The following is a 24,045-nucleotide window of genomic DNA, read 5'->3' as shown; positions in this document are numbered from 1 at the left end:
GAACAGTGGTGGTATTTGGGTTAACTCACGAGCATAGATTGATGATGCCTAAGTCAGTCGCAACTCAAGGCGGTTAATGCTAGATAATTTGTTCAAGCTCAAAACCAAAAAAAGGACAAGCCTTAGCTCGTCCCTTTTTACTAATTAGATTTGTCTTACAATTTTTGACTACCGTTACAGCCCGAGCCTAGCCATTAGTTTCTGGTTCTCAGCTTCGATATGCTTGTAAAAGTCACAATCAGACAGACTAGCAGCCGCCGCTTCATCTATCACCAGTGCCACATCTTTATGCATCTGTAGCGCCGACGCAGGGCATGCTGCAGTTAACGGGCCTTCAACTGTCGCCTTAATCGCTTGCGCTTTATTTGCGCCTGTCGCTAATAGCACGACTTTCTTGGCATCCATGATGGTGCCAATACCCATGGTAATCGACAGGTGCGGTTGATACTCATCGGCTGCAAAGAAACGGGCATTATCGTCAATTGTCGCTTTAGTTAACGTCTTAACTCGAGTGCGCGACATTAAACCCGATGACGGTTCATTAAAACCAATATGGCCATTGCGGCCTATCCCTAATAGCTGGATGTCGATACCACCCGCAGCCTCAATCTGTTGCTCGTAGCCTTGGCAGGCCGTAATAGGATTAGCAGCGTCACCTGGTGGTACATGGGTGTTTGCTTGATCAATATCGATATGGTCAAACAACTGCTGCTTCATAAAGTAACGGTAACTTTGCGGATGCGTGCCAGTAAGACCTAGATACTCATCAAGATTAAACGTCGTGGCATTAGAAAATGAAATATTGCCAGCCTTGGTCGCTTCAATCAGCTGTTGATACAGCGAAACTGGCGTTGACCCTGTTGCTAAGCCCAGCACTGAGTTTGATCTCTTCTGCAGCTGTTTTATAAAAATATTTGCGCCATAGGCCGCGACTGCAGCGCTGTCTTTTAATATTACGATTTGCATAAATTGATCCAATAAAAGTGATTACCTAACAGTCACTGCGATGCCATAGCAATATGGCGACAACAGAAACAGAGAAAATAGTAGCAAAAGACGCTATTGCCAACGCGTTATGTAACATAACTATAACCTCAAATGACAACGCTGTCATTAGTGTTCATGCTTAATATAAAAATTTGTATTGCACAAACACAACATAGACTAAATTGGCTTGAAGCGTCGATGCTATTTATAATGAAGTCTCCTTAAGAGATTAACTCCGTTAATTAAGAGCACCTGCATGTCGTTAAACGATCAAGAACAAGCCTGCGCGACTGAAGATACCGCGAGTCATCAACACTTTAAAATCTATAAACCTTATGGCTTTTTAAGCCAGTTTCTACCTGAAACCCGTAAACGCAAAAAGCGACTCGGTGAACTGTTTAACTTTCCAGAGAAAACCATGGCCATAGGTCGGCTAGATCACGACTCTGAGGGGCTATTGTTACTCACAACAGACGGCATGATGAGTCATCAAATCCGCAGTAAAGGCATCGAAAAAGAGTATTACGTACAAGTCGATGGTGATATCACCGCCAGCGCAATAACTGCGCTACAACTCGGTGTAGAGATCGGTATTAACGGCGAGAAGTACCAAACACTGCCCTGCAATGCTTTTAGGTTGGCTGAGGAGCCAAGGCTGCCAGTAAGAGGCCGTAAGATCCGCGACCCAAGACATGGTCCTACAAGTTGGGTTTCAATAACGCTATGTGAAGGTAAAAACCGTCAGATAAGAAAAATGACTGCGGCGGTGGGTTTTGCCACACTCAGGTTGGTCAGAGTCAGAATTGGCAATATCTATATTGATGACATGCAAGCTGGCGATGTCACACCTTTGTCTGATTTTAATGCGGCGCTAGAGCAAAAGCCTTAGACGCAATATGGCGTTTCAAAAAAGTGTTCCAGTTCAGATGCAACTTTAGGTTTACTGAACAAATAACCTTGAGCTTCATCGCAGCCATTGTCTGCAAGGAATTGTGCCTGCTCCGGCGTTTCAACGCCTTCAGCGATCACCTTTAAGTTAAGAGAGCGACCCAATGCAATAACCGCTTTAGCAATAGCGGTATTATTGGCATCTTCAGGGATATCTCTGACAAAGCCCTGATCGATTTTCAGCTTGTTAATGGGTAATTTTTTAAGATAGTTGAGCGAAGAGTAGCCGGTACCAAAATCGTCAATTGAAAGCATAATGCCCATATCCGCCAGCAGAACAAGATCACGCCCAACCGATTCAGGATCTGACATCATACAGCTTTCTGTCACCTCTAATTCAAGACGGTTTGCAGGCAAGCCTGTCGCCTTAAGCACATCGGCGACTTCATTGACAAAGGTGCGTCGTTGCAGTTGCGGCCCGGCAACATTGACCGCGATACGACCAAAATCTTTGCCCTCTGCCAGCCAACTAACGCCCTGTTCACAAGCTTGTTGTAATACCCAACGTCCAATCTCCTGAATAAGACCAATCTTCTCAGCAACAGGTATAAAAATAGCCGGAGAAATACTGCCTAATAACGGATCATTCCAGCGAAGCAGCGCTTCAAAACCGCTTAACGCCTTCGTCTGACAATCAACTTTGGGTTGATAAACCAAGAAAAAAGCCTTTTGAGCGAGCGCATCATGCAGCGCACTTTGTAGCTTAAGGTGGGCGACCGATTCGTACGTCAAAGACTGAGTGTAAAAAGCATAGTTATTACGGCCATCTTGTTTGGCTCGGTGCATGGCCGCATCTGCATTAACCAATAATGTACTGGAGTCACGACCATCTTGTGGATAGATGGCAACCCCCATGCTTGCGGTAAGTCTCACTGGCGCATGCTCACCCAACATAAAGGGGCGCTCAAAAATCTGCTGCAATTTACTCAGTCGCAGCAATAGCATGTCGCTGCTTTCAATATTAGGTAATATTACTGCAAACTCATCGCCTCCCAGGCGAGCTATCGTCGCTAAGCTGCCTAGCGCTAACGTTAATCGCTGACTTAGTTCAATCAGCACTTCGTCGCCAATAACATGGCCAAAGCTCTCGTTAACTTGTTTGAAGAGATCGACGTCAACGTAAATAACACCTAACTGATATTCGCTGCGGTTTGCCAATCTGATCTCTTGCTCTAAGCGAGAGGTCACTCCCATTCGATTAGGCAACTTAGTTAACGGATCGTGGAAGGCTAAATGGGCGAGTTCAGCCTCGTTTTTTTTCTGGGTTGATAAGTCAGCAAACACAGCGACAAAATAGCGGATTTGGTGTTCATCACCGTAAACCGCACTAATGGTTAGCAGTTGCGGGAAAACTGCACCGTTCTTGCGTCGATTCCAGATCTCACCGTGCCATTTACCGCTTGTAAGTAATGATTGCCAAAAGGACTCAAAAAAGGTCTTATCATGTCGCCCCGAGCTAAACACTCTCGGAGTTTGGCCAATTAGCTCATTTTTTTCAAAGCCGGTGATCTCAGTATAAGCGCCATGAGCATCAATAATTATGCCATCGACGTCGGTGATCAGCACCCCTTCAACCGAGTTTTCAAATACACGAGATGCAAGTTCGAGCTGATCTTGCGCCGCTTTATGGGTCGAGATATTACGAGAGATACCAATAATACCGGCAAGCTCTCCAGCATCGCTGACAACAGGTACTTTAGTGGTCTCTAACCAAGATTCAACATTACCAATATCCAGCCCTTTACACTCGCCGGCTGTGACTTGTACGCCTTTGGTAATAGACGCTTTATCGCCTTCAATGAATTGCTGCGCCAAGTATGGAGGAAATAACTCTTCGTCGGTATGACCAAGGATTTGCTGTTGCGATAGCTCCCAGGCCATTTCCACGCTTTGATTAACAAAAATGTAGCGGCCATCAGCATCTTTCATCCAAACATGTTCTTTCATTGCATCGATAAATTGCTGCAAGCTCACGTTCAGCGGGTCAGTGGTATTACGCTTAAAGCTCTTACGGTAATCACGGTAAAGTTTACTTAGATCCAACTCCATACTATCGGCAGACTGTTTGAGCAATAACCTTAAATCAGCCTTATTTAAAGTGGCGGCGGTTTGAGGGCTTTCTAACGTAATACATAAGTAGCCAAATAGCGCCTGAGAAGGCCAATAGATAGGCATTGAGCAGCTTAAATCAACTTCAAAATAATGGTCATTAGCCGCTATAGGTCTAATAACGTCTTGCTGATTTGAGGGAGCGGGTGAGCTTGGTAGTTGTGAATGTGGAAAAGCTTGTTGAGTACAATTTTGGCAGAGACGTTTTAAACTAGCATCACTCATCCTGGTAGCTGAAAGCACATCAAAGCAGCCATCATGGCCCATCTTTAATAGTGCAACGGAGCAACCAGAAATACGCGCAAGCATGTCAATGGAGGTTCCCCATTGAGCTTGTTGAGTAGCTGAAACATCAATCTCTATCATTCAACACTCCACCTAGTGACTAACAAACCAAATATCAGCTCGAAAATTAGACTGTAAGATATAACCTGCCAGATTATTCTCGAAAGGCCAACATTTACAGGTAATTAATCAGATATTTTATCTCAAAAAGACAAATCTACTAACCGTTATTAGCATTAGCGAGTAATTATATTGCAAATCGGTTAAGTATATTGCCTTTATACTAATTAGCGACCCACTTAGCAGTAACTAAAGCACTGTAACGAGATAAAATAATGCTTGTGATCGAGCAGGTACTTTTCATCTGCAGCCAGTTAGCCCTATTATGGGAGCATAACAATAACAAGGATGAAGCTTGTGCTAAAACAACTGACCGTTTCAATGAGTTTACTACTGCCCTCAATCGCCAATGCGGCCCTACCGATTGACAAAATAACCCTTCCAGACGGGTTTGAAATATCCACCTACGCAAGCAATGTTCCAAACGCACGGCAGATGGCGCTTGGAGATAAAGGCACACTGTTTGTCGGCAGCCGTAAAGCGGGCAAAGTGCATGCGCTAGTAGACAGTAATAATGACTACCAAGCAGATGTCATGTTTGAAGTGGCCAGCGATCTTTTTCTGCCATCAGGGATTACTTTTCACCAAGGCGATTTGTATGTCGCAGAGGTGGATAAGATTTGGCGTTACCGCAATATAGAAGCAAGCCTGCCTAAGATACCAGAGCCTGAATTGATGTATGACAAGCTGCCTAACAAGTCACATCATGGTTGGAAGTTCATCCGCTTTGGTCCGGACGGTCTACTTTATATCCCCGTTGGCGCACCCTGCAACGTATGTGAAAGCGACGCTCCTTTTGCCAGTATCATTAAACTCAATGTTGACACTAAGCAAGTCACTACAGTGGCTAAAGGAGTTCGCAACAGCGTCGGGTTTGATTTTCATCCACACACTGGCGATTTATGGTTTACCGATAATGGCCGTGACATGATGGGCGATGACCTACCCGATGACGAGCTTAACCACGTAGCCAAAGAGGGTCAGCATTTTGGTTTCCCCTATATACATAACGCCGATATTCTCGACCCTGAATTTGGTAATAAAGCCAGTAGTATTAACAACCAGCCACCAGCACTCAAGTTGGGTGCTCATGTGGCAGCGCTTGGTATGGAGTTCTATCAAGGTAAGCAATTCCCCAACAGCTACCAAAATAATATCTTTATTGCAGAGCATGGCTCTTGGAATCGCAGCAGTAAAGTTGGCTACCGTATCGTCAATGTGAAGCTTGATGGTAACCAAGTGGCCAGCGCTGAGATATTCGCTTCAGGTTGGTTACAAGGAGAACAAAGCTGGGGCAGACCTGCAGCTGTACTCACTTTAAAAGATGGTTCATTGTTGATCTCAGATGACGCAGCTAACGCTATATACCGCATTAGTTATAACACTAAATAACCCCTGTCGCTAAAACTACTTTTCAGGTGTAGGTGCAGTGCTTTTACCCAAGCAATGCACCTTTTTAAGGTTTAGCTTGTAAGCGTAACTCGCCAAATACATCAGCAGTTTTATAGCCAAGGTTCTTATCACCATTGACCGCTTTTATCGCCTCAGAGCCAACAAAATGCTCTCGCTCTTTTGAACCATCATTGTCACAATATGCCAGCATAAAGCCCATCGTTTTCCCATCAGTTAAGCTAACTCTGGAGTTACTTGCTTCACTCACTGAAAAGCTAGCATCATGCACCTCTAACCTCACCTCCCAAACAATCTGATTATCGCCTTCACTTTGCCGTTGCCAGCGACTTTCTACATGTTGGTTTAACAACAAAAATTGCGTTTGGCCATCTTGATAATTAGGACCGATATCAACAGCCTGGTTATCCAGTGCGATATGGTAAGCGAAGGCGTTAAAGTTAAACTGATGCTCTCCACCAGAATGGTCTTCATCAATAAAAATTTCTAGGCAATCATCGTCCCAGTAACTCTTCAAAGGATCAGCGTGTTGATCAAACAAAATATCGTCAGTGATCTCCGCCAATAAATACAAGTGCTCTTTAGTCCATACCACTTTGAAACGACCGCTAAAATCTTCAGCGCTGGGCTGCTGTCCTAAAATAAGCTGGTCAATGTCGTGCCATACAGCCTGCTGCCAAACAGCTTCATCGGCAACCGCATCAATTATCGGCTCCTTTACTGCAAAAGGCGCCTCATAAGCCGAACTAGTCATCGATATTGGCAGCAATAGCACTAATGGCAACCATGGCTTTAAGTGTTTTTCTAACCGCATCATTGCCTATACTCCAAGCTTGTTATCGATAACATTTACTGAAAGTGCCTTTAAGATCCGTATCACTTGATCGTCAACATTCTCATTCTGACACAGTACCAAAACGTCGGATTCATCTGTCGGCTGTTCCAGTGCGCTAAACTGACTTTTCAATAATGAAGCCGGAAAGAAGTGATCTTTACGATTACTGATCCGCTGTAAAACCTCAACTTCATCGACCGCTAACCAGATAAACAACGTCCGATAACCCAAGGTCCTAAAGCAATCTCGATGTGCTCTCTTGAGTCCAGAAAATGCCAAAATATTTATTGGCTGCCCTGTCAGGTGACTAACCTGATGCAGCAGCTTGTCAATCCATGGCTGTCTCTGCTCATCCGTTAGCGCAATACCTTGTGCCATGCAGGCTTTGGCGGCTGCGCTATGAAAATCATCAGCCTCAATAAACTGTGCAGCTAATACGTTTGCAAGTTGCCGCGCTAGTGTTGATTTACCACAGCCACTGACACCCATGACAATAATCAATTGCGGTAATGCGGAGCTGATACTCATACAACCTCCACTACAGCACTCTGCTGCGCTAAAGCCCTTGGCACAAGCACTTCTACTTGGTAGCTTTTATTTGCGACTAACCCTTGTAGACGGTTACCAGTGACATATTCACCATTTACGTGAATACTCATTTTCTCAACGGCTGCTTGCTCAATCTTGATCTGCAACTCTACTCCATTAAACAGCCGTCGTAGTTCCACTTTAGGCCACTCTTTAGGAAGGTGCGGCTCAATAATCAAACAGCCTAATTCACCTTTTATGCCCACAATTTCTTCCACAATACAACGGTAATACCAAGCCAGCGTGCCGGTATTAAACAGCTGACTGCTGCGCCCTGCCTGTTGAGGATATTGAAAAAATGCGCCGCGATAATAGTTTGGGATAAAGGTGGGCAACTGGCCTCGAATAAGCGCATCTTGCTGACTAGGCAGCATCTTCATCAATATCTCAAATGCCTTTTGATGCTCGCCAATCAAACATAAGCTATAGGCGTAAAACACTGCCGCATGGTTATAAACACTGCCGTTCTCAGCCGAACCAGGATACTTTTGCGTAAGCCGCCCCACATCTTCACGCATAGCAGTGTAGGCTGGCGCCAACATCATCGGGCCATAGGGAGTCATAAGTTGCTGTTCGATGGCCGTGAGTATTTTTGCTGTCTGCTCAGTATTCGTCGCCTTGCTCATCAGCGCCCAGCTTTGAGGATTCAGGTAGATAGAACCTTCTGCATCCGCCTTAACACCAAAGGCAACATTGTCATCGGTTATCCCTCTGGCAAACCAGTCTTGATCCCAGCAATGTTGATTGACTGCCGCATTAATGTCAGCGGCAGTTGTTAGCAAGCGCTGGCTATCTTTATTTAACCTTTGGTTTATCTGAGCCCATTGTTGCAGTGCAAACGCAGTCGCCAAAGATAACCAACTGGAAACCCCGCGACCTTTGTGACCCACCATATTCATTGGATCGCACCAATCTCCCTGCTCAATATAGCTTAGGCCGCGGTCATCTCTACGTTGTATTAACCAGTCTAAGGCCAGCTCAATATGGCGATGCACACTTAAGGCTTGCTCACTGTCAGCAAACTTAACTGGCTCATCTAGCAGCGAGATATCCCCCGTCTCATTGAGATAGGCAATCACGCAAATGGGCAGCCATACACAGTGGTCGGTATGGGGAATTTGATTGATGTATTTAAGTTCTGCGATTTCGCTAAGTAACACACCATCAGGCATAGCACCGGAGGAAAATTGCTGCGACATAGCCAATAAAAAGGACTGCCGAGCAATAGCAGGGTTGATGTAGCTCATACCCATATTGTCTTGCAGAAAATTACGTGTTTGTGGATCGGTGCTCAAACGATTGACATCGCCATGATAAAACATTTGCCGTGGCAACCATTGATTAAAAAATGGATCGAACAGCGGATCACCACTATTAATATTCAAACAACCTTTACCTGACTCAACATAATCTGTGTAGCGCTGCTGCTGCGCAGAAAATGCTTTGGCTTCGCCAAAATAGCTCTGACGGATCTGCTTAACTTCGGCTTTATTAGCCGCAGGGCCAAACACAAATCGATGCCGTTTAGTTTCATCTGGCAGCAAACAATGGCGATATTGCATTACCGCCACAGGCGGCTCATAAGCGCTAACTAGGGTCGCTAATACCGAATCATGGATGGCGTCAGGATTGGCCAAGCCTCCCTCTCCCTCAAAGCCATATTGATTTGCCGTCCAGCTATCGGGTTTGTCTTCAGCGATTAAAAAAGTTAGATCTTTAAAATCCTTCTGCTTTGGATAATCCTCCACCTTTTGATAGGGAGTAACGCTTGTCGCCACAATGCCATTAACATCACAATCAAAACTGGCGCTCTGATTCATCCACGACATGTATCCAATCGAAAAGTACGGGTAGATACTAATATTAACTGCGCTATTGCTGCTGTTTTTTACTTCGACTTGCCACATTTCAAGCGCATCGCCAGCGGACAAATTAACTTCAACTGAAACCGATAAGCCAAAACATTCCACCTGCCAAGCTATTGCTGCGCTAGTTTGCACAAAACTAAAAGATTGTGAACGACATCGAACAGGCTCATAAGGCACGGAAAACAACTCGTTAGTATCTTCATTTTTGATATAAAAAAATCGTCCAGGATGATGCGCAAAATAACTATGCTCAGGCTGCATAAACGTTTTAGCTTCTAGCATTGGCCCATGGCTGTATTTTGCCGGTTCTGGCTGCATGAACTGTGCGGTTGCGTAACCGCGACAATTCATATGTAACATCATCTGCCTATTCCACAAAAAGCCCGATGCTTTAGGCATCGCGGTGGCGCTATTTAACTGCACACTGTGCTGACTCATAGTGAACAGAGGTTTGTTAGCATTAACCACGGGCATCTTTAAATCCCCCCTGCTGGCGCTCAACTAGCTCCTGTTGTAACTGTTGCAGCGACGAATCATCTAATGGATACATGCGAATCACCACCAATGACAACAAAGAGAACAGTGCCGGTAGCAACGTCATCAATAATACAATGCCATGCTGAGATTCTCCGCTTTGCACTTGATTGGCAACATAACCCATTGAAGCAAGCAACCAACCTATCATTCCCCCCGCTAACGCGCCGCCAAGTTTTTGCGCAAAAGAGGCGGCAGAAAAAATCATTGCCGTGGCACGGCGTTTATTTTTCCATTCAGAATAATCAGCGGTGTCGGCATACATTGAAAACACCAGCGGTGACTTTGGCCCCAAGCACAAACCTATCAATATTTGTAAGCTGAACATCAAGCTAATATTGTCCTTAGGCACAAAGTAAAATAGCGCCGATAACAGCGTCACAGCCGTCATCAAAATCAGCAGTAAACGGCGTTTATCGAACAATTTAGTCAATAAAGGGGTGAGTGCAGCCCCCGTTGCCAAGGCCAGCATATACACCATGGCAAAACTGCCAATGAGATCTTCACGCTCGGCGTAATACTTAAAATAAAAGGTGCCGGTACTGCCCCTGAGCGAGATTGTCATCATGATAATGAGCGCTAAGCAAAATAGGATGATCCAAGGGCGGTTACTAAAGAGGTCTTTGATATCTTGCCTGATAGGTGTTTGTTGATGCGCCGGTGGCTTAATGCGCTCAGTGGTGGCAGTAAAACTAATGGTAAATAACACAGCTGCCGCAACCCCATAGACCATCATGGTTAATTGCCAGCCCAATGCCTCATCGCCATTACCTAACCAAGCGACCAATTCAGGGGTGAGATAAGCCACCAAGGTTCCGCCAGAGAAAGCGCCAATAAAACGAAAGCTAGTCAACGCTGTTCTAGACTGAGTATCGGCGGTGATAACCCCAAGCAATGCACCATAAGGTACGTTGATAAAGGTATAGGCCAGCATCATCAAAATGTAAGTCGCATAAGCCCAAGCAATTTTACCTGGCTCATCTAAGTCAGGGACTGTAAATGTCAGTATGCCCGCGGCGGCAATAGGCAATATGCCCCATATCAGATAGGGTCTGAATTTTCCAAAACGGGTATTAGTTCTATCCGCTAATGCGCCCATGAGAGGATCTGAAAAGGCATCAATAATCCGCGTGACCAACATCATGGTACCGACTACGGCAGGCGATAAGCCAAACACATCGGTATAGAAAATAAATAGAAAAACATCAAACACTCGCCAGTAAAAGTTTGAGGCGACATCACCACAGGCATAACCCAGTTTTTCTTTTAAGGAGATGGTTTGACTAGAGGCTTGCTGCACTAAACCCGAGCGTCCCTTTATGATTTGTTGTTGCATCCTTGAAGCACCTTAGCACTACACCACAGTATAATGGTGTCACTCTGTAGATCGTAAATATGGTTATATTTCACTGAAACGCAAAAATGTAACCGCTTACATTTTAACCTAGCATGATAGCTTTTAGATTGATAGCTGGTTTTTCATACGAAAATAATTCGTTAATGCCAATACTCAATCTATCCATAGCAGCTTTAGACAAACGCCTTCTATTGAATACGCCCATGGCATCACCAGTGAAAAATTAGCCCACTCTCATATGCGTAAACTGAATAACATCAGCTCCAGCTAAATAAGAGCGACTTCAATTAATTGAAGCTCTGGCGAATTTCAGTCATCATAGTGCGAACTAAGGAAGGTTTTCAGACATTTACGTTTGACTACTAATAATGGACACACCTCAAAATGAAACAGCTCATCGTTACCCTTTTAATGCTATTTACTTTCAGTGCTCATGCAGCTTTTGACAGTAAAGAGTCTGTCTACGCGGACCTACTCAACAGTAATAATTTGCAGAATGTAAAATTGGGTGCCAAAGCGCTGCACCATGATCTACCTGATAATGTCGAATTGTGGGATTTAGCCGCCTTTACTATTTGGTCGATGAATAACAATGGTGACAAGAGTAATCCAGAGTTTGACGACACTATCTCTTGGCTGGCGAAAGCCATCGGTGAGAGTAAGCGAGGGCGATACCACACCTTGCTCAACGCACAGTTAAAACTGGCACAATCGAATAAAATTAAGCGCTACTTTAAAGGGGCAATCAAAGCGCTCGACACCACTGAAGAGCTACAATTTGATGCTACAAACTACACTGTGCAAGTAGCGTTGAGTGACCCTAAGCATATTCGTGCAACCGCTGAAAACTTCCAACGAGTAAAAGTTGGCGACACCTTAGAAGTGGTACTTTCATTGCTTGGCCAACCAGACGGAGTCGGGCAATATATTCGTAGTTATAGACGTCCTTTTATTGGCCGTCAGACGTTTCAAAATTTGCGCTTATCGTACATTAACTTTGGCTCTATGGAGTTGAGGTATGAGCAGACACATTGGCTGGTTGACCTAAAATCCAAACAAACTGATGCTGATATTTCTGCAGTTTCTGCTGATGTTCGCGATCTACTTTCTCGCCTTGTCAGCAACGATGTGACTCAAATTCGCAGCGCCGCAAGAGAGGCTATAAAACTACCACTAACCGATCAAGCAGCACTCGATCATATTGCGCAGTATATTTGGGACAACCAAGACACCCAAAATGACCAATTTGCAGACTCACTTGCTTGGCTATGCAAAGTATTAAGCAACAGCGAGAATGGCCGTTATAAAGAGATATTAGCCACTATTGCTCAAAAGCCAATCCATAAGAAAATAACTCGTTATGCAGCCAATTCCGCTAAAAAATTACCGATTAGTGCAGAGCATTATACCCCAGCAATAAACACCAAAACGGCTGAAGGTGCAAAGGAAAAAACAAGTTTATAGGGCTATGAAAATTCAATAAAAAAACCAGCTTAAAGCTGGTTTTTTATTATCGATAATATTCGACAAATGACTTAATAAAAACATCTTATTACCACCACGATACTCGCAGAATAATCGACAGGGTTTGCTAAGCAGTAATGTTGCAATATTCACCGCAACTCATTTTGTCTAATAGACTATTTAGCTCACAGCCGCTCAATATTTAACTAAGGTTAATAGTTAATATCCCAAGTCGTATTACTTTAATGTGCAGAATTAACCGTCATTAAATCCAAAAGCCTAAACAAGTAATAAGCTGATTTTATACAAATAAATAAACATTCTGGTCAAGAATCACACCTTATTCTTTTCGATATAAACAGAAAACTACTTTTTCACTCCAAATTACAGCCATAAAATTCAATTTAATCGGTCTATTTAGATAATTCCCCCTCAACAAAGATAGAATTTAAGTCAATAAACCTATGCATAATAATTGGCAAATGATTTTAGTTGCCTTTTAGTTATGACAATGTAAATTCATGGCAACTATTTGGAATAGTCACAACCTTAAACACTGCATATTTATTGTAAGTGCTTAAAAAGGAATTAGAGCAGGATCCAATCTTTATGTAGGCAATAGGTTTACCAATAACAATTATTATAAAGGTAACGTATGTCTCAAAGAACACTCACTTCATTAGCTGTATTGCCTCTTACGTTGGCGTTAACAGCGTGTGGTGGCGGTAGTGATGAATCAACGCCCACTCCACAGAACCAGATACCACAAATAGCCCCCATTGCAGGGCTGACAATTAAGGAAGGATTATCGCTAACAATCAATGCTAGTGCTTCTGATAGCGATGGCAGCATCTCTAGCTATCAATGGCAGCAAACCGCAGGTATTGAGGTACAGCTGAGCAATACTGATAGCGCTAATGTCAACTTAACCATTCCCTCTGTAGACGCGGACCAAAGCATAACACTTAAGCTCACCGTTACAGACAATGAAGGCGCTACAGCCTCAACCTCAGTTGATGTCGTACTGCTCAACAATTTGGCGCCAACCGTAAGCATTGAACCTCTCACTCAACTCGATGAAGACAAAACTTACACTATCACCGCTACAGTCGCAGATGAAGATGGTGATATAACTGCAACCCAGTGGCAACAGGTGTCGGGCAGTACCGCAGCACTTTCAGGTGAAATGAGCGACACACTCACGATAACAATGCCCAAGGTTGCTCAGGCTGAATCAGGACAGCTTAAATTTACCGCCACCGATGACAACGGCGAATCAACGGAGCTGTTACTCGATTTCACTCTCAACAACACCCATCACAATATCGAACTCTCAGGTAATGCCAATAACAATGGTAATCTCATTAGTGATACCGATATTACATTAACGCTAAATGAGCAAAACTTTGTCACCACAACTGATGCCAATGGTAATTATACTCTGCCTGTAGATATCGATATGTTGCAACAACAAGGTTCATACAAGCTAAGCGCAGACGTGGCTCATAATCCACTTGTTCGAACAGGCCTAATTGCTGAGTTGCTGCAAAATGTCACCCAAGCTCAGCCCGCATCAAAAGCGTTAGTAAACAAAGCTGCTGCGCTACAACAGACTTCAACAGCGAATGGCAATATAAAAGCCGATCTCAACAGTTTAACCACAGCTGATTACTTATATTTGTTCACTCTTTTTGGCGATAGTAACTTTATTACTGATGCAGGCGTTGATGCCAAAGCACTCGCTGCGCATTATAAAAATATCGATACTGAGTTACTGCTAGAAATAGCAACAGCACTGAGTTATGCGGCGGATACAAATCAAACATTGCCAACCAACAATGGCATGGTCGGCATGCAGCAGTATTTAAGTGATATTTATGCAGATGACGCTGGCAAAGCGCTGTTTGACACATTGCTAGCTCAACAAAAGCAGAACACTGGCAACAAGGCGAGTGAATTCTTAGCCAACGGTAAAACCTACTATGCAACCTTAGCTAGTGCACCTGGCACTGTTAGATTAGGTCTGCCATTTAACTTATCTTATACCTTTGCTGAAAATGGCCTCTTCACCCAACAGAGTCTTGACGAAATCACCACTGCGAGTTGGTCAGTTGATGGGAGTGGCATTGTCGTTGATACCTCATCTTGGTCAACCCAAGTTCGGTCTGATTGGATAGAAGGGCTCCAAGATCCAGCCAATTGTACTTATACACCAATAAATAAGCGTTTTGAGATGATCAAAGGTCGCTTTAAAGGTGTACAACAAGCTGTCGAAATCTTTAAGCACCATCGAGTGTGCGTAGATAGAGATAATGGCGTTGAGGTTGCCAACGAAATCATCGATGAAGAGATGTATTTCACGGCCTTTAATATCGATGATATTGAAGTCTGGCAAGAGAAAGACTTAAAAGGACAATCCATTGTTTTTGAACACTATTCTGAAACAGTACTTGAGTTAAACCGCCTGCAAGATAGCTTACCTGCAATGACCTATCAATTCGATGATAATGGCAGAGGAACGGTACTTGAGGACAGCGCCGATTTCAGTTGGAACATCGATGCTGATGGCGTGTTAACAATGAACTTTGCCGACTACTCCATCCGTTGGTTAAAACTGTTTGATGATCGCTCTGACCGTAAAGGTGGTGCATCGGTATTTGCCCTGTATGAAAAAGGCGACATCAATGTACAGTACACCAATATGGCAACGACGCTATCAGCATCGAGCTGGCAAACCAGTGATTTGGTGGGCAACTGGGATCATGGTTTTAGCAGCAGTCAGCCCAAATATGATGTCATGGGTTATGGGATCAAATGGGAGCTGTTAGCTGACGGTAGTGCTAACCTAAAAGCAACCTCTGCAGATGGCAGCATTTTGTACAAAACAACGCCGCTGCAGTGGTATATGGAGAACAACCAAGTAGTTCTATACCGTTCGCTTGAATGGTTAAATGGCAACCCAACCAGTAGTAATTGCGACCCACGAAGCGATAGTAACTGCTTCTATCGTCAGTACAGAAGTTGGCAGTTATTAGGCCAACATGGTAATCGTTATTATGTACTTGAGTCACTCTATGACAATGGTAATCCTTGGCAAGACGGTGCATTAGCCCTAGAAGATATTCCAGTGCACCACCGTACTAATTTTTATCAGCCGTTCAAAAAAGGCCAATAGTCACTCATAGCCTTGATTATCTATCAGCTAAAAAACCAGTCGTTAGGCTGGTTTTTTTTCAATAAGAAACTCGATTAACGCTCTAAGGGCAGGATTCATCAATCTGTTGGCTGGGAATACCAGTGAAACAGGTGTTTCATCAAACTCATAATCCTCCAAAATGGGGCTAAGTTCACCAGAATCTAAATATTGCTGCATCAAAAATGAAGGCAGATAGGCGACTCCATGGCCATCAGCGGCGAATCTCGCTGCAACTTCACCGTCATTGGCCTGCACATAGCCTTTTACAGTAATCGTCGACTCCTTGCCCGCTTCATTATAGCGCCAACGACCTGGCTGACGGTTCGAGCTATCAAGCACACATTGATGCTGGCTCAACTCTTTCGGATGTTTAGGCAAGCCATGCTGCATAATGTAGTTAGGGCTCGCAACAAAATGCACCTTAATCGAAGTGTATTGCCGGGCAATCAAATTAGAGTCCGCAAGCTCGCCAATTCTGATACTTAAATCCACCCCCTCCTCAACCATGTTGACGAAACGATTTAAGAATAGCCATGAGATCCGTACATCTGTATGCCGCTTAATAAACTCGCTAGTGCTGTGCAGGTATCCTAATGCCGCACTCCCTTGAGGTGCAGATATAGTCAGATGCCCCGCAACTTGCTGCTGCCTTTCACTGGCGATATTTTCGAGACTATCTATCCGCGCAATAATCTCTTTAAACTGCTCGAGATAATATTCCCCCTCACTGGTTAAATGCATCGCTCTGGTGGTGCGATACAGTAGTTGAGATGAAAAATGACACTCTAAATCAGATACATGTTTACTCACCGCTGACGCCACAATATTGAGCTCCCGCGACGCCTCAGTAAAACTCTCTCGTTCTGCCACGATAACAAAACTTCGCATCGCTTTTAATAGATCTATTTTTCTCATTTGAAGAATATTGATTTCATTTTGAGGTTATTTATCAAATATACATGAACAATTATAGTGACTCCATCATCTACAACGAATCAACTTGGAGCAACACATGAAAATATTACTTATCGGTGCATCTGGAACTATCGGCGCAGCAGTAGAAACAGCTCTTAAGCCTGAGCATACAGTCATCTCTGCAAACTTTAGTGGCGGCGATGTGCAGGTTGACCTTGGCAGTACTGAATCTATTAACGCGATGTTTAACTCTGTAGGCAAGGTAGACGCCGTTATCTCTACCGCTGGATTAGCATCGTTTGCGGCATTGAATGAGCTTACCGAAGCAGACTATCAACTAGCGCTACAGAACAAGCTCATGGGGCAAATCAACCTGATTCGAATTGGTCAGCAATATATCAATACGGGCGGTTCGGTTACCCTCACCTCTGGAGTATTATCACGAGAGCCTATGCATGGTAGCAGTGTTATCAGTATGGCCAACGGTGCCTTAGAGAGCTTTGTAAAAGCGGCTGCAATGGAACTCGATACACTACGTGTTAACGTCGTCGCGCCTATCTTTGTAAAAGAGACCATGGCTATGATGGGCATGGATACAGCGTCAGGTTTGTCTGCAGCAGATACAGCAAAAGCTTACGTTGCAGCTGTAACTGGCGACATGAGCGGTAAAACACTCGATGCACCTGACTACGTTTGAGTCTGTGCCGATATTAAAGTAGCGACTTAGCCATTCAATCGTCCGCTTGTTGCAGAAAAGTGATGTTCAACGCTTGCGCTTAGCGCTAAATCACCAATAAAAAAAGCAGTTAAGCTCAGGCTTAGCTGCTTTAATTCTGTGAGTAACTAAAGTATGTAAGTCTCAATAAAGACTAACTCGCTTTAACAAATTCACTTTCTCTAGCAAATTTTATGGCACCATCACAGATGTTTACCTGCTGTTGTTTGTTGGCCGCTTGGAAGTTCTTCATATAGAGATCCAGCGCGTCACTTGTTTCCTTTGACATCACCATATCTTCAATACCAGCACCTCTATGCGCCATGGCAGACTGTCCGACAATACTACCTTCAATCTGCATGTCATGTTCTGCGTAAAATGTGGTACAAATCATTAGGCTTGCCATGCCTAATGCCACATCTTGGTCCAACTGCTCTGCGCTTGCTTGTCCTGCAATCAAGCAGCTTAAAAGACCCGCCAATAAAACTTTTTTCATTATGATAAACCCTTTAATAAAGTCATCATCTTCCTGATATCTGTACGATATTCAGTGTTATCTCTTGTATCTAGAGCCATCATTCTCTAATGCCAGAGGTTAACACGCTGTCTATTTACCTGTATGTGATGCCGAGCCAAGTTAACTATTTTCGAGTGAAAACTGTGTGCTATACCACTAAAAACTTGACGAGTGTTTAGCAACTAATAAAACCAGTAATTAAACCAGTAATACTCGTTATTAGAAGAGCTTGCTCTGCGTAGAGTAATGTAGAGCAACTAAATCAACGGGATTGATGACCCAAGAATTGCGATAAAACTATGGATATAAAGAAATGGATATAAAAAAAATGAATACAAAAAATGGATATAAAAAAAGCAGCTAGGAAAACCTAACTGCTTCTTAATCTGTCTCTACTCATATTGAGTGAGGCAATACTGCTAACAACTAGCCTTGTGGGCGCATTGCTGGGAACAAGATCACGTCACGAATAGTGTGCGTGTTAGTAAATAGCATCACCAAACGGTCGATACCAATACCTTGACCCGCTGTTGGCGGTAGGCCGTGCTCTAGGGCGCGGATGTAATCAGCGTCGTAGAACATCGCTTCGTCATCGCCTGCATCTTTCGCATCAACCTGTGCTTTAAAGCGGTTGTCTTGATCTTCTGCATCGTTAAGCTCAGAGAAACCGTTAGCCACTTCACGGCCACCGATAAAGAACTCGAAACGGTCGGTGATGAAATGGTTGTCATCGTTACGACGTGCAAGTGGTGAAATATCAGCTGGGTAACCTGTAATGAACGTAGGTTGCATTAACTGAGTTTCAGCAGTTTCGCCAAAGATCTCTTCAAGCAGTTGACCACAAGTCCAGAACTTCTCGATAGTCATGCCTAGGCTCTTAGCCAAGTTACGCATAAACTCAACGTCTTTAACTTCTTCATAAGTCATTGACTGAATCGTTTCATTGTCTGGGTTGTACTTCTTGATCGCATCTAACATGCTTAAACGCGCGTATGGGCCACCGAAATCAACAGTATGCTCACCATATGGTAGCTGTGGAGAACCACAAAGTTCAGTCGCAATCGAACTTAGCATCTCTTCGGTTAGATCCATCAGATCTTTATAGTCAGCGTACGCCATGTAGAATTCCATCATAGTGAATTCAGGGTTATGACGTGGTGATAGACCTTCGTTACGGAAGTTACGGTTAACTTCAAATACGCGCTCAAAACCACCAACCACTAGACGCTTAAGGTATAGCTCTGGTGCGATACGTAAATACATCGCCATATCGAGTGCATTGTGGTGAGTCTCAAACGGACGTGCTGAAGCGCCCCCAGGAATGCTGTGCATCATAGGGGTTTCAACTTCCATGAACTCTTTTTTGATCATGAAGTTACGGATTGCAGAAACAACCTTTGAACGCATGATAAAGGCTTCACGAGACTCTTCGTTAACGATTAAGTCAACGTAACGCTGGCGGTAACGTGTTTCTTGATCTGATAAACCGTGGAATTTTTCAGGTAGTGGACGCAGTGCTTTAGTCAGCAACTGGTACTGCTCCATGTTCACGTAAAGGTCGCCCTTACCTGAAAGGTGCAGCTTACCCGTGACACCGATGATGTCACCGATATCTAGACCTTGGAAAGTCGCCTTAAGATCTTTTTGAACATCTTTACCCGCGTAAGCTTGGATACGTCCACTCACATCTTGGATCACTAAGAATGGGCCACGCTTAGCCATAACACGGCCAGCAATTGAACGCTGAACGTCCATGCCTTCAAGCTCTTCTTTGGTGTGGTGACCATATTCAGCTTGGATATCTGCCGCTTTGTGTTTTCGATCGAAGTTGTTCGGGTGACCGTTTGCAGGGCAGTTCGCGCGAATGTGCTCTAACTTGGCACGGCGTTCTGCAATTAACTTGTTCTCATCTTGTGTTTGTTCAGTCATCTTCTTCTCTCGTTAAAGGCCAGATTTAAGGCTAGCTTCAATAAACTTGTCCAGGTCGCCATCTAAAACGCTCTGGGTATTTCGGTTTTCAACGCCGGTACGTAGATCTTTAATACGTGCATCATCGAGCACATAAGAACGGATCTGGCTGCCCCAACCAATATCTGATTTGGCATCTTCGGCGGCTTGCTTATCAGCGTTCTGTCTAAGCATTTCTAGCTCATACAGCTTCGCTTTTAACTGTTTCATCGCAGCGTCACGGTTCTTATGTTGCGAACGGTCATTCTGACACTGTACGACAGTATTTGTTGGCACGTGAGTAATACGAATCGCTGATTCAGTTTTGTTCACGTGCTGACCACCCGCACCAGAGGCGCGGTAGGTATCAATTCTAAGATCAGACGGGTTGATATCAATCTCAATCGAATCGTCAATCTCTGGATAAACGAACACCGAACAAAAAGAGGTGTGACGTTTGCCCGATGAATCAAACGGTGACTTACGCACTAAACGGTGTACACCAGTTTCTGTACGCAGTGAGCCAAAGGCGTATTCGCCAGTAAACTTAATGGTAGCGCCTTTAATACCAGCAACATCACCATCAGTCACTTCAATCAGTTCCGGCTTATAGTCGTGGGCTTCGCCCCAACGCAAGAACATACGCAGCACCATATTGGCCCAATCTTGCGCTTCTGTTCCGCCAGAACCAGACTGAATATCTAAATAACAATCGGCTGCATCATGTGGACCAGAGAACATACGGCGGAACTCGAGTTCCTCTAACCGTTTCTCAAGGTCATTCAATTCAGCGCTTGCATCGTTGAAGGTTTCTTCGTCATCTTCTTCAACAGCAAGTTCAAGTAATCCTTCAATATCTTCTAAGCCGCTATCCATATAGTCGATAGTTTTCACTACCGCTTCAAGTGCGGAACGCTCTTTACCTAGCGCTTGTGCGTTGTCAGGATTATTCCAAACCTCAGCACTTTCAAGTTCTCTGCTAACTTCTTCTAGACGCTCACTTTTAGCATCGTAGTCAAAGATACCCCCGAAGAAGGTCGGTACGGTCAGCGAGCTCCTTGATTTTGAACTTAACTGGATTTACTTCAAACATGATTTAGCCAACTTTTTAATTAGTTTTGCCGACAACAAGCAATGACTTGCAAGCGTCTCAATTATATACAGATAGAAAACCCGCTATTTTAACCTATGCATGGGTTGAAACCTAGCCGCAAAACCGATCAAAACAGCAATTTTGTTCAACAATATTAGCTAAAGCGCTAAAAACTGACATTTAGCCAATGACCACGCATCATCTGTGATGCTTAGGCGGAAAAATATCTCCCCCAATAAACCGAGTAAAGCTTGATGCAGCAACCAACAGATCCTAGCTAACAAATAAAAATACGCTGAAAATAGCGACAACTTCTATACTGAAAAGACCAGTGAATACAGAGGCCACAATCAGCGAATGCCGCCAACACACGACCAAGCGTTGACATGCCGTTATCATGAGGAGAATGACCACACTTGCCGAGAACCCGCAGGTGACTCAGGCTTGTGCTATTGGCACGACCCAAAATTTATTAAAGACAGACCCGAAGACATTCAACAACTTGAACAATACGCCAGGCGCGGTGGTCAACTTAGGGGCATCAGCCTCAACCATGCCAAGCTTAGTGGAGTCGATCTGGTGCGCCACCAGCAAAAAGTTGGCTACGATCTCAGTAACGCCGAGCTCTATCGCGCCGATTTAAGTGGCGGTCACCTGTTTAATATTAACCTTACCGATGCCAGTTTAATGAAGGCAGATCTACGAGAAGCTAACCTGCACTGCGCCAACCTTAATGGCTGCAACTTACTGGGAGTTAAATGGATTGGCTCTAAAATAGAGAACATGCATGCAGGTAAAGTACTACGCCAAGAGAAACTCGCACTAGCAGCAGAAAAGCAAGGTAACACCGAGCAAGCCATGGACTATTTTGAACAGGCAGAAGAGATCTATCGCGATCTACGCAAAGCAGCTGAGCGCGAAGGTTTATTTGCCATGTCAGGTGAGTATATTCGTAAAGAGCTGACCATGCGCCGCCATCAAATGCCAAAACGTTGCGTAAAACGATTTATCTCTAAAGCGATTGACCTGTTTTGCGGCTACGGCGAAGCGCCGTTAAGGGTGATAGGGTTCTCGCTAGTATTAATCCTGTTTAGTGCTATTTTGTATTTTTTCACTGGGCTTAACTTCAATGGTGAAATTCACCAATTTAGCTTAAACAATAGCTTGGTCGATAATCTATTTATCTTTCTCAACTGCATCTATTACTCAGTCGTCACCTTTACCACACTCGGTTACGGCGACTTCACCCCAATAGGGATCTCCCGCGCAATCGCCGCATTCGAAGCATTCACCGGTAGCTTCACCATTGCGTTATTTGTGGTAGTTTTTGTAAAAAAGATGACCCGTTAACGAGAGCTTTGTAGCTCCAGGGCTTAAATGTATGTTGTCGTTGGCTCATTATTGGACAAAAATAAGTTAATATCTGCCATCAGTGGTTCCAATGACCTGCGGTCGGCGTATGTGCAGAGACTGCTGAGGCTCGCCGTGAGTACATCTGACCTCCAAGGATGGAGGAAATGCCAAATTCTGTATGGAACAGAATTGACCTTGTGGGATCAACAAAAACATCCCTGTTAAAAGGCCAGCTCGTTTCCATTCCTCTCGTTCAAGAGCTTGATAACTTCGTTATCTTTCACCCTATTTTCGACGGCCTCTGCCACATTTACACGGGATTAAAAAAGCGCAACTGTTTAGCATTTAAGCCTTAAGTTAAACCCAATGTAATTAAGCGGTGTTGAGATTTTGCAAAAAAAACCGTAAATATATCCCTATAGACTCTGCTAATTTATCCATGATTTAGACGCTCGCGCAGCCCAACTCAGATGAGAAAAAGTATCTCAAATTCCTTAATTAACTCCGACATTTTTAACCTTTTCTTGCTGCAGGGCGGATGTAAAGCGGCGGTGACCTTTAACGAGACGGATGATTGGCCATATATTGCCAGTAATCAACAATAGCGCCCCAAGTAAGCCGAAGCTAAGTAAATAAATAAAATTTTCAGCGCCCGTTGCTGAAAATAGGCCGCCATAATTAAATCTATTAGCGTTCAGAATTGCGCCAAGAGCCGCTAAATGTAGGCCAATATATAACCCTATAGACTGCAATATATTCCAATACACACGCTGCCATAGCGCAGTCGATGCCTTATGCCTGCAAAACCAAACCCAAGCAATGAATACCAGCCACAGGCTAGCGGCAGGCCAGTAAACCCAGCTAAGCAGAAAGATCACTCCTGCTACAAGGTAACAGTTGCGCAATTGTGTTACTGGAGAACGACTTGATAGCACCATTAACGATCCTTATTTCCTTAAAGAGACGAGCCTGTTAGTTTCTGTGAGACTTGATATTACAATGAACATTTAGCTTGTTATTCACAATAACGACTGACATGCGACAGTTAACCGCGATACAGGTAAGGCATCACTCTGGCTGACAAAAAGATCCCCTAGTTTTGATGACTTATTTTGGATATAAAGTGAATATAAATAATTTCAACGGCAGAAAACAAACTCTGTCGACGAGTTTTATGCATCAATGGAGTGACAATAGAGAGGCATTTTGACAAAACTTGCTTTGCATTCATGCCATTTACTCGTGGTAATTTTTGTTTGGCGATAAATTTGATCACCAAATGCCATGAATGTTCCTTACTATTTTCCTATCTCATTATTTCTATTTGTCTTTTTTTAGGGATTAGTCAAACTTTGACCCCACCTATTTGATCGGCTTGTTATGCATTTTTTGTGTTCCACTTGCCGGAGAGAATCATTGCATAAACACCGACGGTAATTGTAGCAAGCATTAACCCGATGAAAGGCGATGAACTAACTACAAATATAGACATGCCTAATGAAGCACCTAAACATAAAGTTATAGCACTTAACTGTCCTCGGTTGAGTTCGTTTGTGAATTTCATTTCGGACTCCTCATCCTTGAAGTTACTATCATTTTTCCGTTTAAGCGCCTTGTTAGTTTTACTTTTTACTAACCATCGAGGCGATTACTAATTGCATAGATTGTTCTTTAGTAAAACCTTCCGCTAAAAATGCATCGTATAAATTTTTAGCATATTTTGCAGAAGATTTTATTAACTTTGGATCATTCATAACTTTCATTGATGCTTGAAGTTGCAGAGATAATTGTTTAGCCATATTGT

18 protein-coding genes and 1 pseudogene are annotated in these 24,045 nt (G+C 43.8%); 6 read left to right on the top strand and 13 right to left on the bottom strand.

Going from position 1 to position 24,045, the window contains the following annotated elements; translation table 11 throughout:
• Positions 1-174: 174 nt before the first annotated feature.
• Positions 175-966, bottom strand: a complete 792-nt coding sequence (gene nagB, locus K5R16_RS20795; protein ID WP_220740160.1) for a glucosamine-6-phosphate deaminase — start codon at positions 964-966, stop codon at positions 175-177.
• Positions 967-1,243: 277 nt separating this feature from the next.
• Between nagB and K5R16_RS20790 the strand changes: the two genes are divergently transcribed.
• Positions 1,244-1,876 (top strand): pseudouridine synthase, encoded by a 633-nt coding sequence (locus K5R16_RS20790; protein ID WP_220740158.1) that lies wholly within the window; start codon positions 1,244-1,246, stop codon positions 1,874-1,876.
• Here K5R16_RS20790 and K5R16_RS20785 read toward each other — a convergent pair.
• Positions 1,873-4,410, bottom strand: coding sequence for a bifunctional diguanylate cyclase/phosphodiesterase (locus K5R16_RS20785; RefSeq protein ID WP_220740156.1), 2,538 nt, complete (start codon positions 4,408-4,410; stop codon positions 1,873-1,875). The genes K5R16_RS20790 and K5R16_RS20785 overlap by 4 nt on opposite strands.
• 327 nt (positions 4,411-4,737) lie before the next feature.
• On the opposite strand from K5R16_RS20785, the gene K5R16_RS20780 reads away from it, so the two are divergent.
• Positions 4,738-5,841 (top strand): sorbosone dehydrogenase family protein, encoded by a 1,104-nt coding sequence (locus K5R16_RS20780; protein ID WP_220740154.1) that lies wholly within the window; start codon positions 4,738-4,740, stop codon positions 5,839-5,841.
• A gap of 64 nt (positions 5,842-5,905) precedes the next feature.
• Here K5R16_RS20780 and K5R16_RS20775 read toward each other — a convergent pair whose 3' ends face one another.
• Genes K5R16_RS20775 through K5R16_RS20760 form a run of 4 tightly spaced genes read right to left on the bottom strand, consistent with a single transcriptional unit; the run spans position 5,906 to position 11,020 of the window.
• A complete protein-coding gene (locus K5R16_RS20775) occupies positions 5,906-6,673 on the bottom strand; it encodes a CBM9 family sugar-binding protein (RefSeq protein WP_220740162.1) in 768 nt (255 codons plus the stop codon).
• Between the two features lie 6 nt (positions 6,674-6,679).
• Complete coding sequence (locus K5R16_RS20770) at positions 6,680-7,222, bottom strand: gluconokinase (RefSeq protein WP_220740152.1); 543 nt, start codon at positions 7,220-7,222, stop codon at positions 6,680-6,682.
• Positions 7,219-9,624, bottom strand: coding sequence for a GH36-type glycosyl hydrolase domain-containing protein (locus K5R16_RS20765; protein ID WP_220740150.1), 2,406 nt, complete (start codon positions 9,622-9,624; stop codon positions 7,219-7,221). Before K5R16_RS20765 ends, K5R16_RS20770 begins: the two co-directional genes overlap by 4 nt.
• Positions 9,611-11,020, bottom strand: a complete 1,410-nt coding sequence (locus K5R16_RS20760) for an MFS transporter (protein WP_220740148.1) — start codon at positions 11,018-11,020, stop codon at positions 9,611-9,613. The genes K5R16_RS20765 and K5R16_RS20760 overlap by 14 nt, the downstream gene beginning before the upstream one ends.
• A 405-nt stretch (positions 11,021-11,425) precedes the next feature.
• On the opposite strand from K5R16_RS20760, the gene K5R16_RS20755 reads away from it, so the two are divergent.
• Positions 11,426-12,505, top strand: a complete 1,080-nt coding sequence (locus K5R16_RS20755; protein ID WP_220740146.1) for a hypothetical protein — start codon at positions 11,426-11,428, stop codon at positions 12,503-12,505.
• Between the two features lie 655 nt (positions 12,506-13,160).
• Positions 13,161-15,680, top strand: coding sequence for a hypothetical protein (locus K5R16_RS20750; RefSeq protein ID WP_220740144.1), 2,520 nt, complete (start codon positions 13,161-13,163; stop codon positions 15,678-15,680).
• 42 nt (positions 15,681-15,722) lie between these two features.
• On the opposite strand, the gene K5R16_RS20745 is transcribed toward K5R16_RS20750, so the two are convergent.
• Positions 15,723-16,616, bottom strand: a complete 894-nt coding sequence (locus tag K5R16_RS20745) for a LysR family transcriptional regulator (protein WP_220740142.1) — start codon at positions 16,614-16,616, stop codon at positions 15,723-15,725.
• 97 nt (positions 16,617-16,713) lie between these two features.
• Here K5R16_RS20745 and K5R16_RS20740 point away from each other — a divergent pair, with 97 nt between their 5' ends.
• Positions 16,714-17,313 carry a short chain dehydrogenase gene (locus K5R16_RS20740; protein WP_220740140.1) on the top strand — a complete coding sequence of 200 codons (600 nt, stop codon included), beginning with the start codon at positions 16,714-16,716 and terminating at the stop codon, positions 17,311-17,313.
• A 172-nt stretch (positions 17,314-17,485) separates the two neighbouring features.
• On the opposite strand, the gene K5R16_RS20735 is transcribed toward K5R16_RS20740, so the two are convergent.
• From K5R16_RS20735 to prfB, 3 genes are all read right to left on the bottom strand, one after another.
• On the bottom strand, positions 17,486-17,827 hold the full coding sequence (locus K5R16_RS20735; RefSeq protein WP_220740138.1) for a hypothetical protein: 342 nt from the start codon (positions 17,825-17,827) through the stop codon (positions 17,486-17,488).
• A gap of 447 nt (positions 17,828-18,274) precedes the next feature.
• Positions 18,275-19,777 (bottom strand): lysine--tRNA ligase, encoded by a 1,503-nt coding sequence (lysS, locus tag K5R16_RS20730; RefSeq protein WP_220740136.1) that lies wholly within the window; start codon positions 19,775-19,777, stop codon positions 18,275-18,277.
• Between the two features lie 12 nt (positions 19,778-19,789).
• Positions 19,790-20,888 (bottom strand): peptide chain release factor 2 gene (gene prfB, locus K5R16_RS20725; protein ID WP_220740134.1). Its coding sequence is split into 2 segments (ribosomal slippage): positions 19,790-20,812 and positions 20,814-20,888, totalling 1,098 coding nucleotides; the frame shifts between segments, so codons are not numbered across the junction.
• Between the two features lie 357 nt (positions 20,889-21,245).
• On the opposite strand from prfB, the gene K5R16_RS20720 reads away from it, so the two are divergent.
• Positions 21,246-22,238 (top strand): pentapeptide repeat-containing protein, encoded by a 993-nt coding sequence (locus K5R16_RS20720; protein ID WP_220740132.1) that lies wholly within the window; start codon positions 21,246-21,248, stop codon positions 22,236-22,238.
• 497 nt (positions 22,239-22,735) lie between these two features.
• On the opposite strand, the gene K5R16_RS20715 is transcribed toward K5R16_RS20720, so the two are convergent.
• The 3 genes and pseudogenes from K5R16_RS20715 to K5R16_RS20705 form a co-directional block, all read right to left on the bottom strand.
• On the bottom strand, positions 22,736-23,179 hold the full coding sequence (locus K5R16_RS20715; protein WP_220740130.1) for a hypothetical protein: 444 nt from the start codon (positions 23,177-23,179) through the stop codon (positions 22,736-22,738).
• Positions 23,180-23,619: 440 nt separating this feature from the next.
• The gene (locus K5R16_RS20710) at positions 23,620-23,805 is read right to left on the bottom strand and encodes a hypothetical protein (RefSeq protein ID WP_220740129.1); all 186 of its coding nucleotides are present in this window, start codon (positions 23,803-23,805) and stop codon (positions 23,620-23,622) included.
• 58 nt (positions 23,806-23,863) lie between these two features.
• Positions 23,864-24,045, bottom strand: a pseudogene (locus K5R16_RS20705) (hypothetical protein); the annotation flags it as partial.

Origin of the sequence: Shewanella sp. c952 (assembly GCF_019654975.1) — a bacterium.
GTDB lineage: Bacteria > Pseudomonadota > Gammaproteobacteria > Enterobacterales > Shewanellaceae > Shewanella.
Note: the sequence above shows the minus strand (reverse complement) of the source record. Positions and strands in the feature narration are given on the sequence as shown.

What these genes read in the sequence shown, in the direction of transcription:
- nagB (WP_220740160.1), bottom strand. Translation starts at nt 966, where the DNA reads ATGCAAATCGTAATATTAAAAGACAGCGCTGCAGTCGCGGCCTATGGC.
- K5R16_RS20790 (WP_220740158.1), top strand. Translation starts at nt 1,244, where the DNA reads ATGTCGTTAAACGATCAAGAACAAGCCTGCGCGACTGAAGATACCGCG.
- K5R16_RS20785 (WP_220740156.1), bottom strand. Translation starts at nt 4,410, where the DNA reads ATGATAGAGATTGATGTTTCAGCTACTCAACAAGCTCAATGGGGAACC.
- K5R16_RS20780 (WP_220740154.1), top strand. Translation starts at nt 4,738, where the DNA reads ATGAAGCTTGTGCTAAAACAACTGACCGTTTCAATGAGTTTACTACTG.
- K5R16_RS20775 (WP_220740162.1), bottom strand. Translation starts at nt 6,673, where the DNA reads ATGCGGTTAGAAAAACACTTAAAGCCATGGTTGCCATTAGTGCTATTG.
- K5R16_RS20770 (WP_220740152.1), bottom strand. Translation starts at nt 7,222, where the DNA reads ATGAGTATCAGCTCCGCATTACCGCAATTGATTATTGTCATGGGTGTC.
- K5R16_RS20765 (WP_220740150.1), bottom strand. Translation starts at nt 9,624, where the DNA reads ATGCCCGTGGTTAATGCTAACAAACCTCTGTTCACTATGAGTCAGCAC.
- K5R16_RS20760 (WP_220740148.1), bottom strand. Translation starts at nt 11,020, where the DNA reads ATGCAACAACAAATCATAAAGGGACGCTCGGGTTTAGTGCAGCAAGCC.
- K5R16_RS20755 (WP_220740146.1), top strand. Translation starts at nt 11,426, where the DNA reads ATGAAACAGCTCATCGTTACCCTTTTAATGCTATTTACTTTCAGTGCT.
- K5R16_RS20750 (WP_220740144.1), top strand. Translation starts at nt 13,161, where the DNA reads ATGTCTCAAAGAACACTCACTTCATTAGCTGTATTGCCTCTTACGTTG.
- K5R16_RS20745 (WP_220740142.1), bottom strand. Translation starts at nt 16,616, where the DNA reads ATGAGAAAAATAGATCTATTAAAAGCGATGCGAAGTTTTGTTATCGTG.
- K5R16_RS20740 (WP_220740140.1), top strand. Translation starts at nt 16,714, where the DNA reads ATGAAAATATTACTTATCGGTGCATCTGGAACTATCGGCGCAGCAGTA.
- K5R16_RS20735 (WP_220740138.1), bottom strand. Translation starts at nt 17,827, where the DNA reads ATGAAAAAAGTTTTATTGGCGGGTCTTTTAAGCTGCTTGATTGCAGGA.
- lysS (WP_220740136.1), bottom strand. Translation starts at nt 19,777, where the DNA reads ATGACTGAACAAACACAAGATGAGAACAAGTTAATTGCAGAACGCCGT.
- K5R16_RS20720 (WP_220740132.1), top strand. Translation starts at nt 21,246, where the DNA reads ATGCCGCCAACACACGACCAAGCGTTGACATGCCGTTATCATGAGGAG.
- K5R16_RS20715 (WP_220740130.1), bottom strand. Translation starts at nt 23,179, where the DNA reads ATGGTGCTATCAAGTCGTTCTCCAGTAACACAATTGCGCAACTGTTAC.
- K5R16_RS20710 (WP_220740129.1), bottom strand. Translation starts at nt 23,805, where the DNA reads ATGAAATTCACAAACGAACTCAACCGAGGACAGTTAAGTGCTATAACT.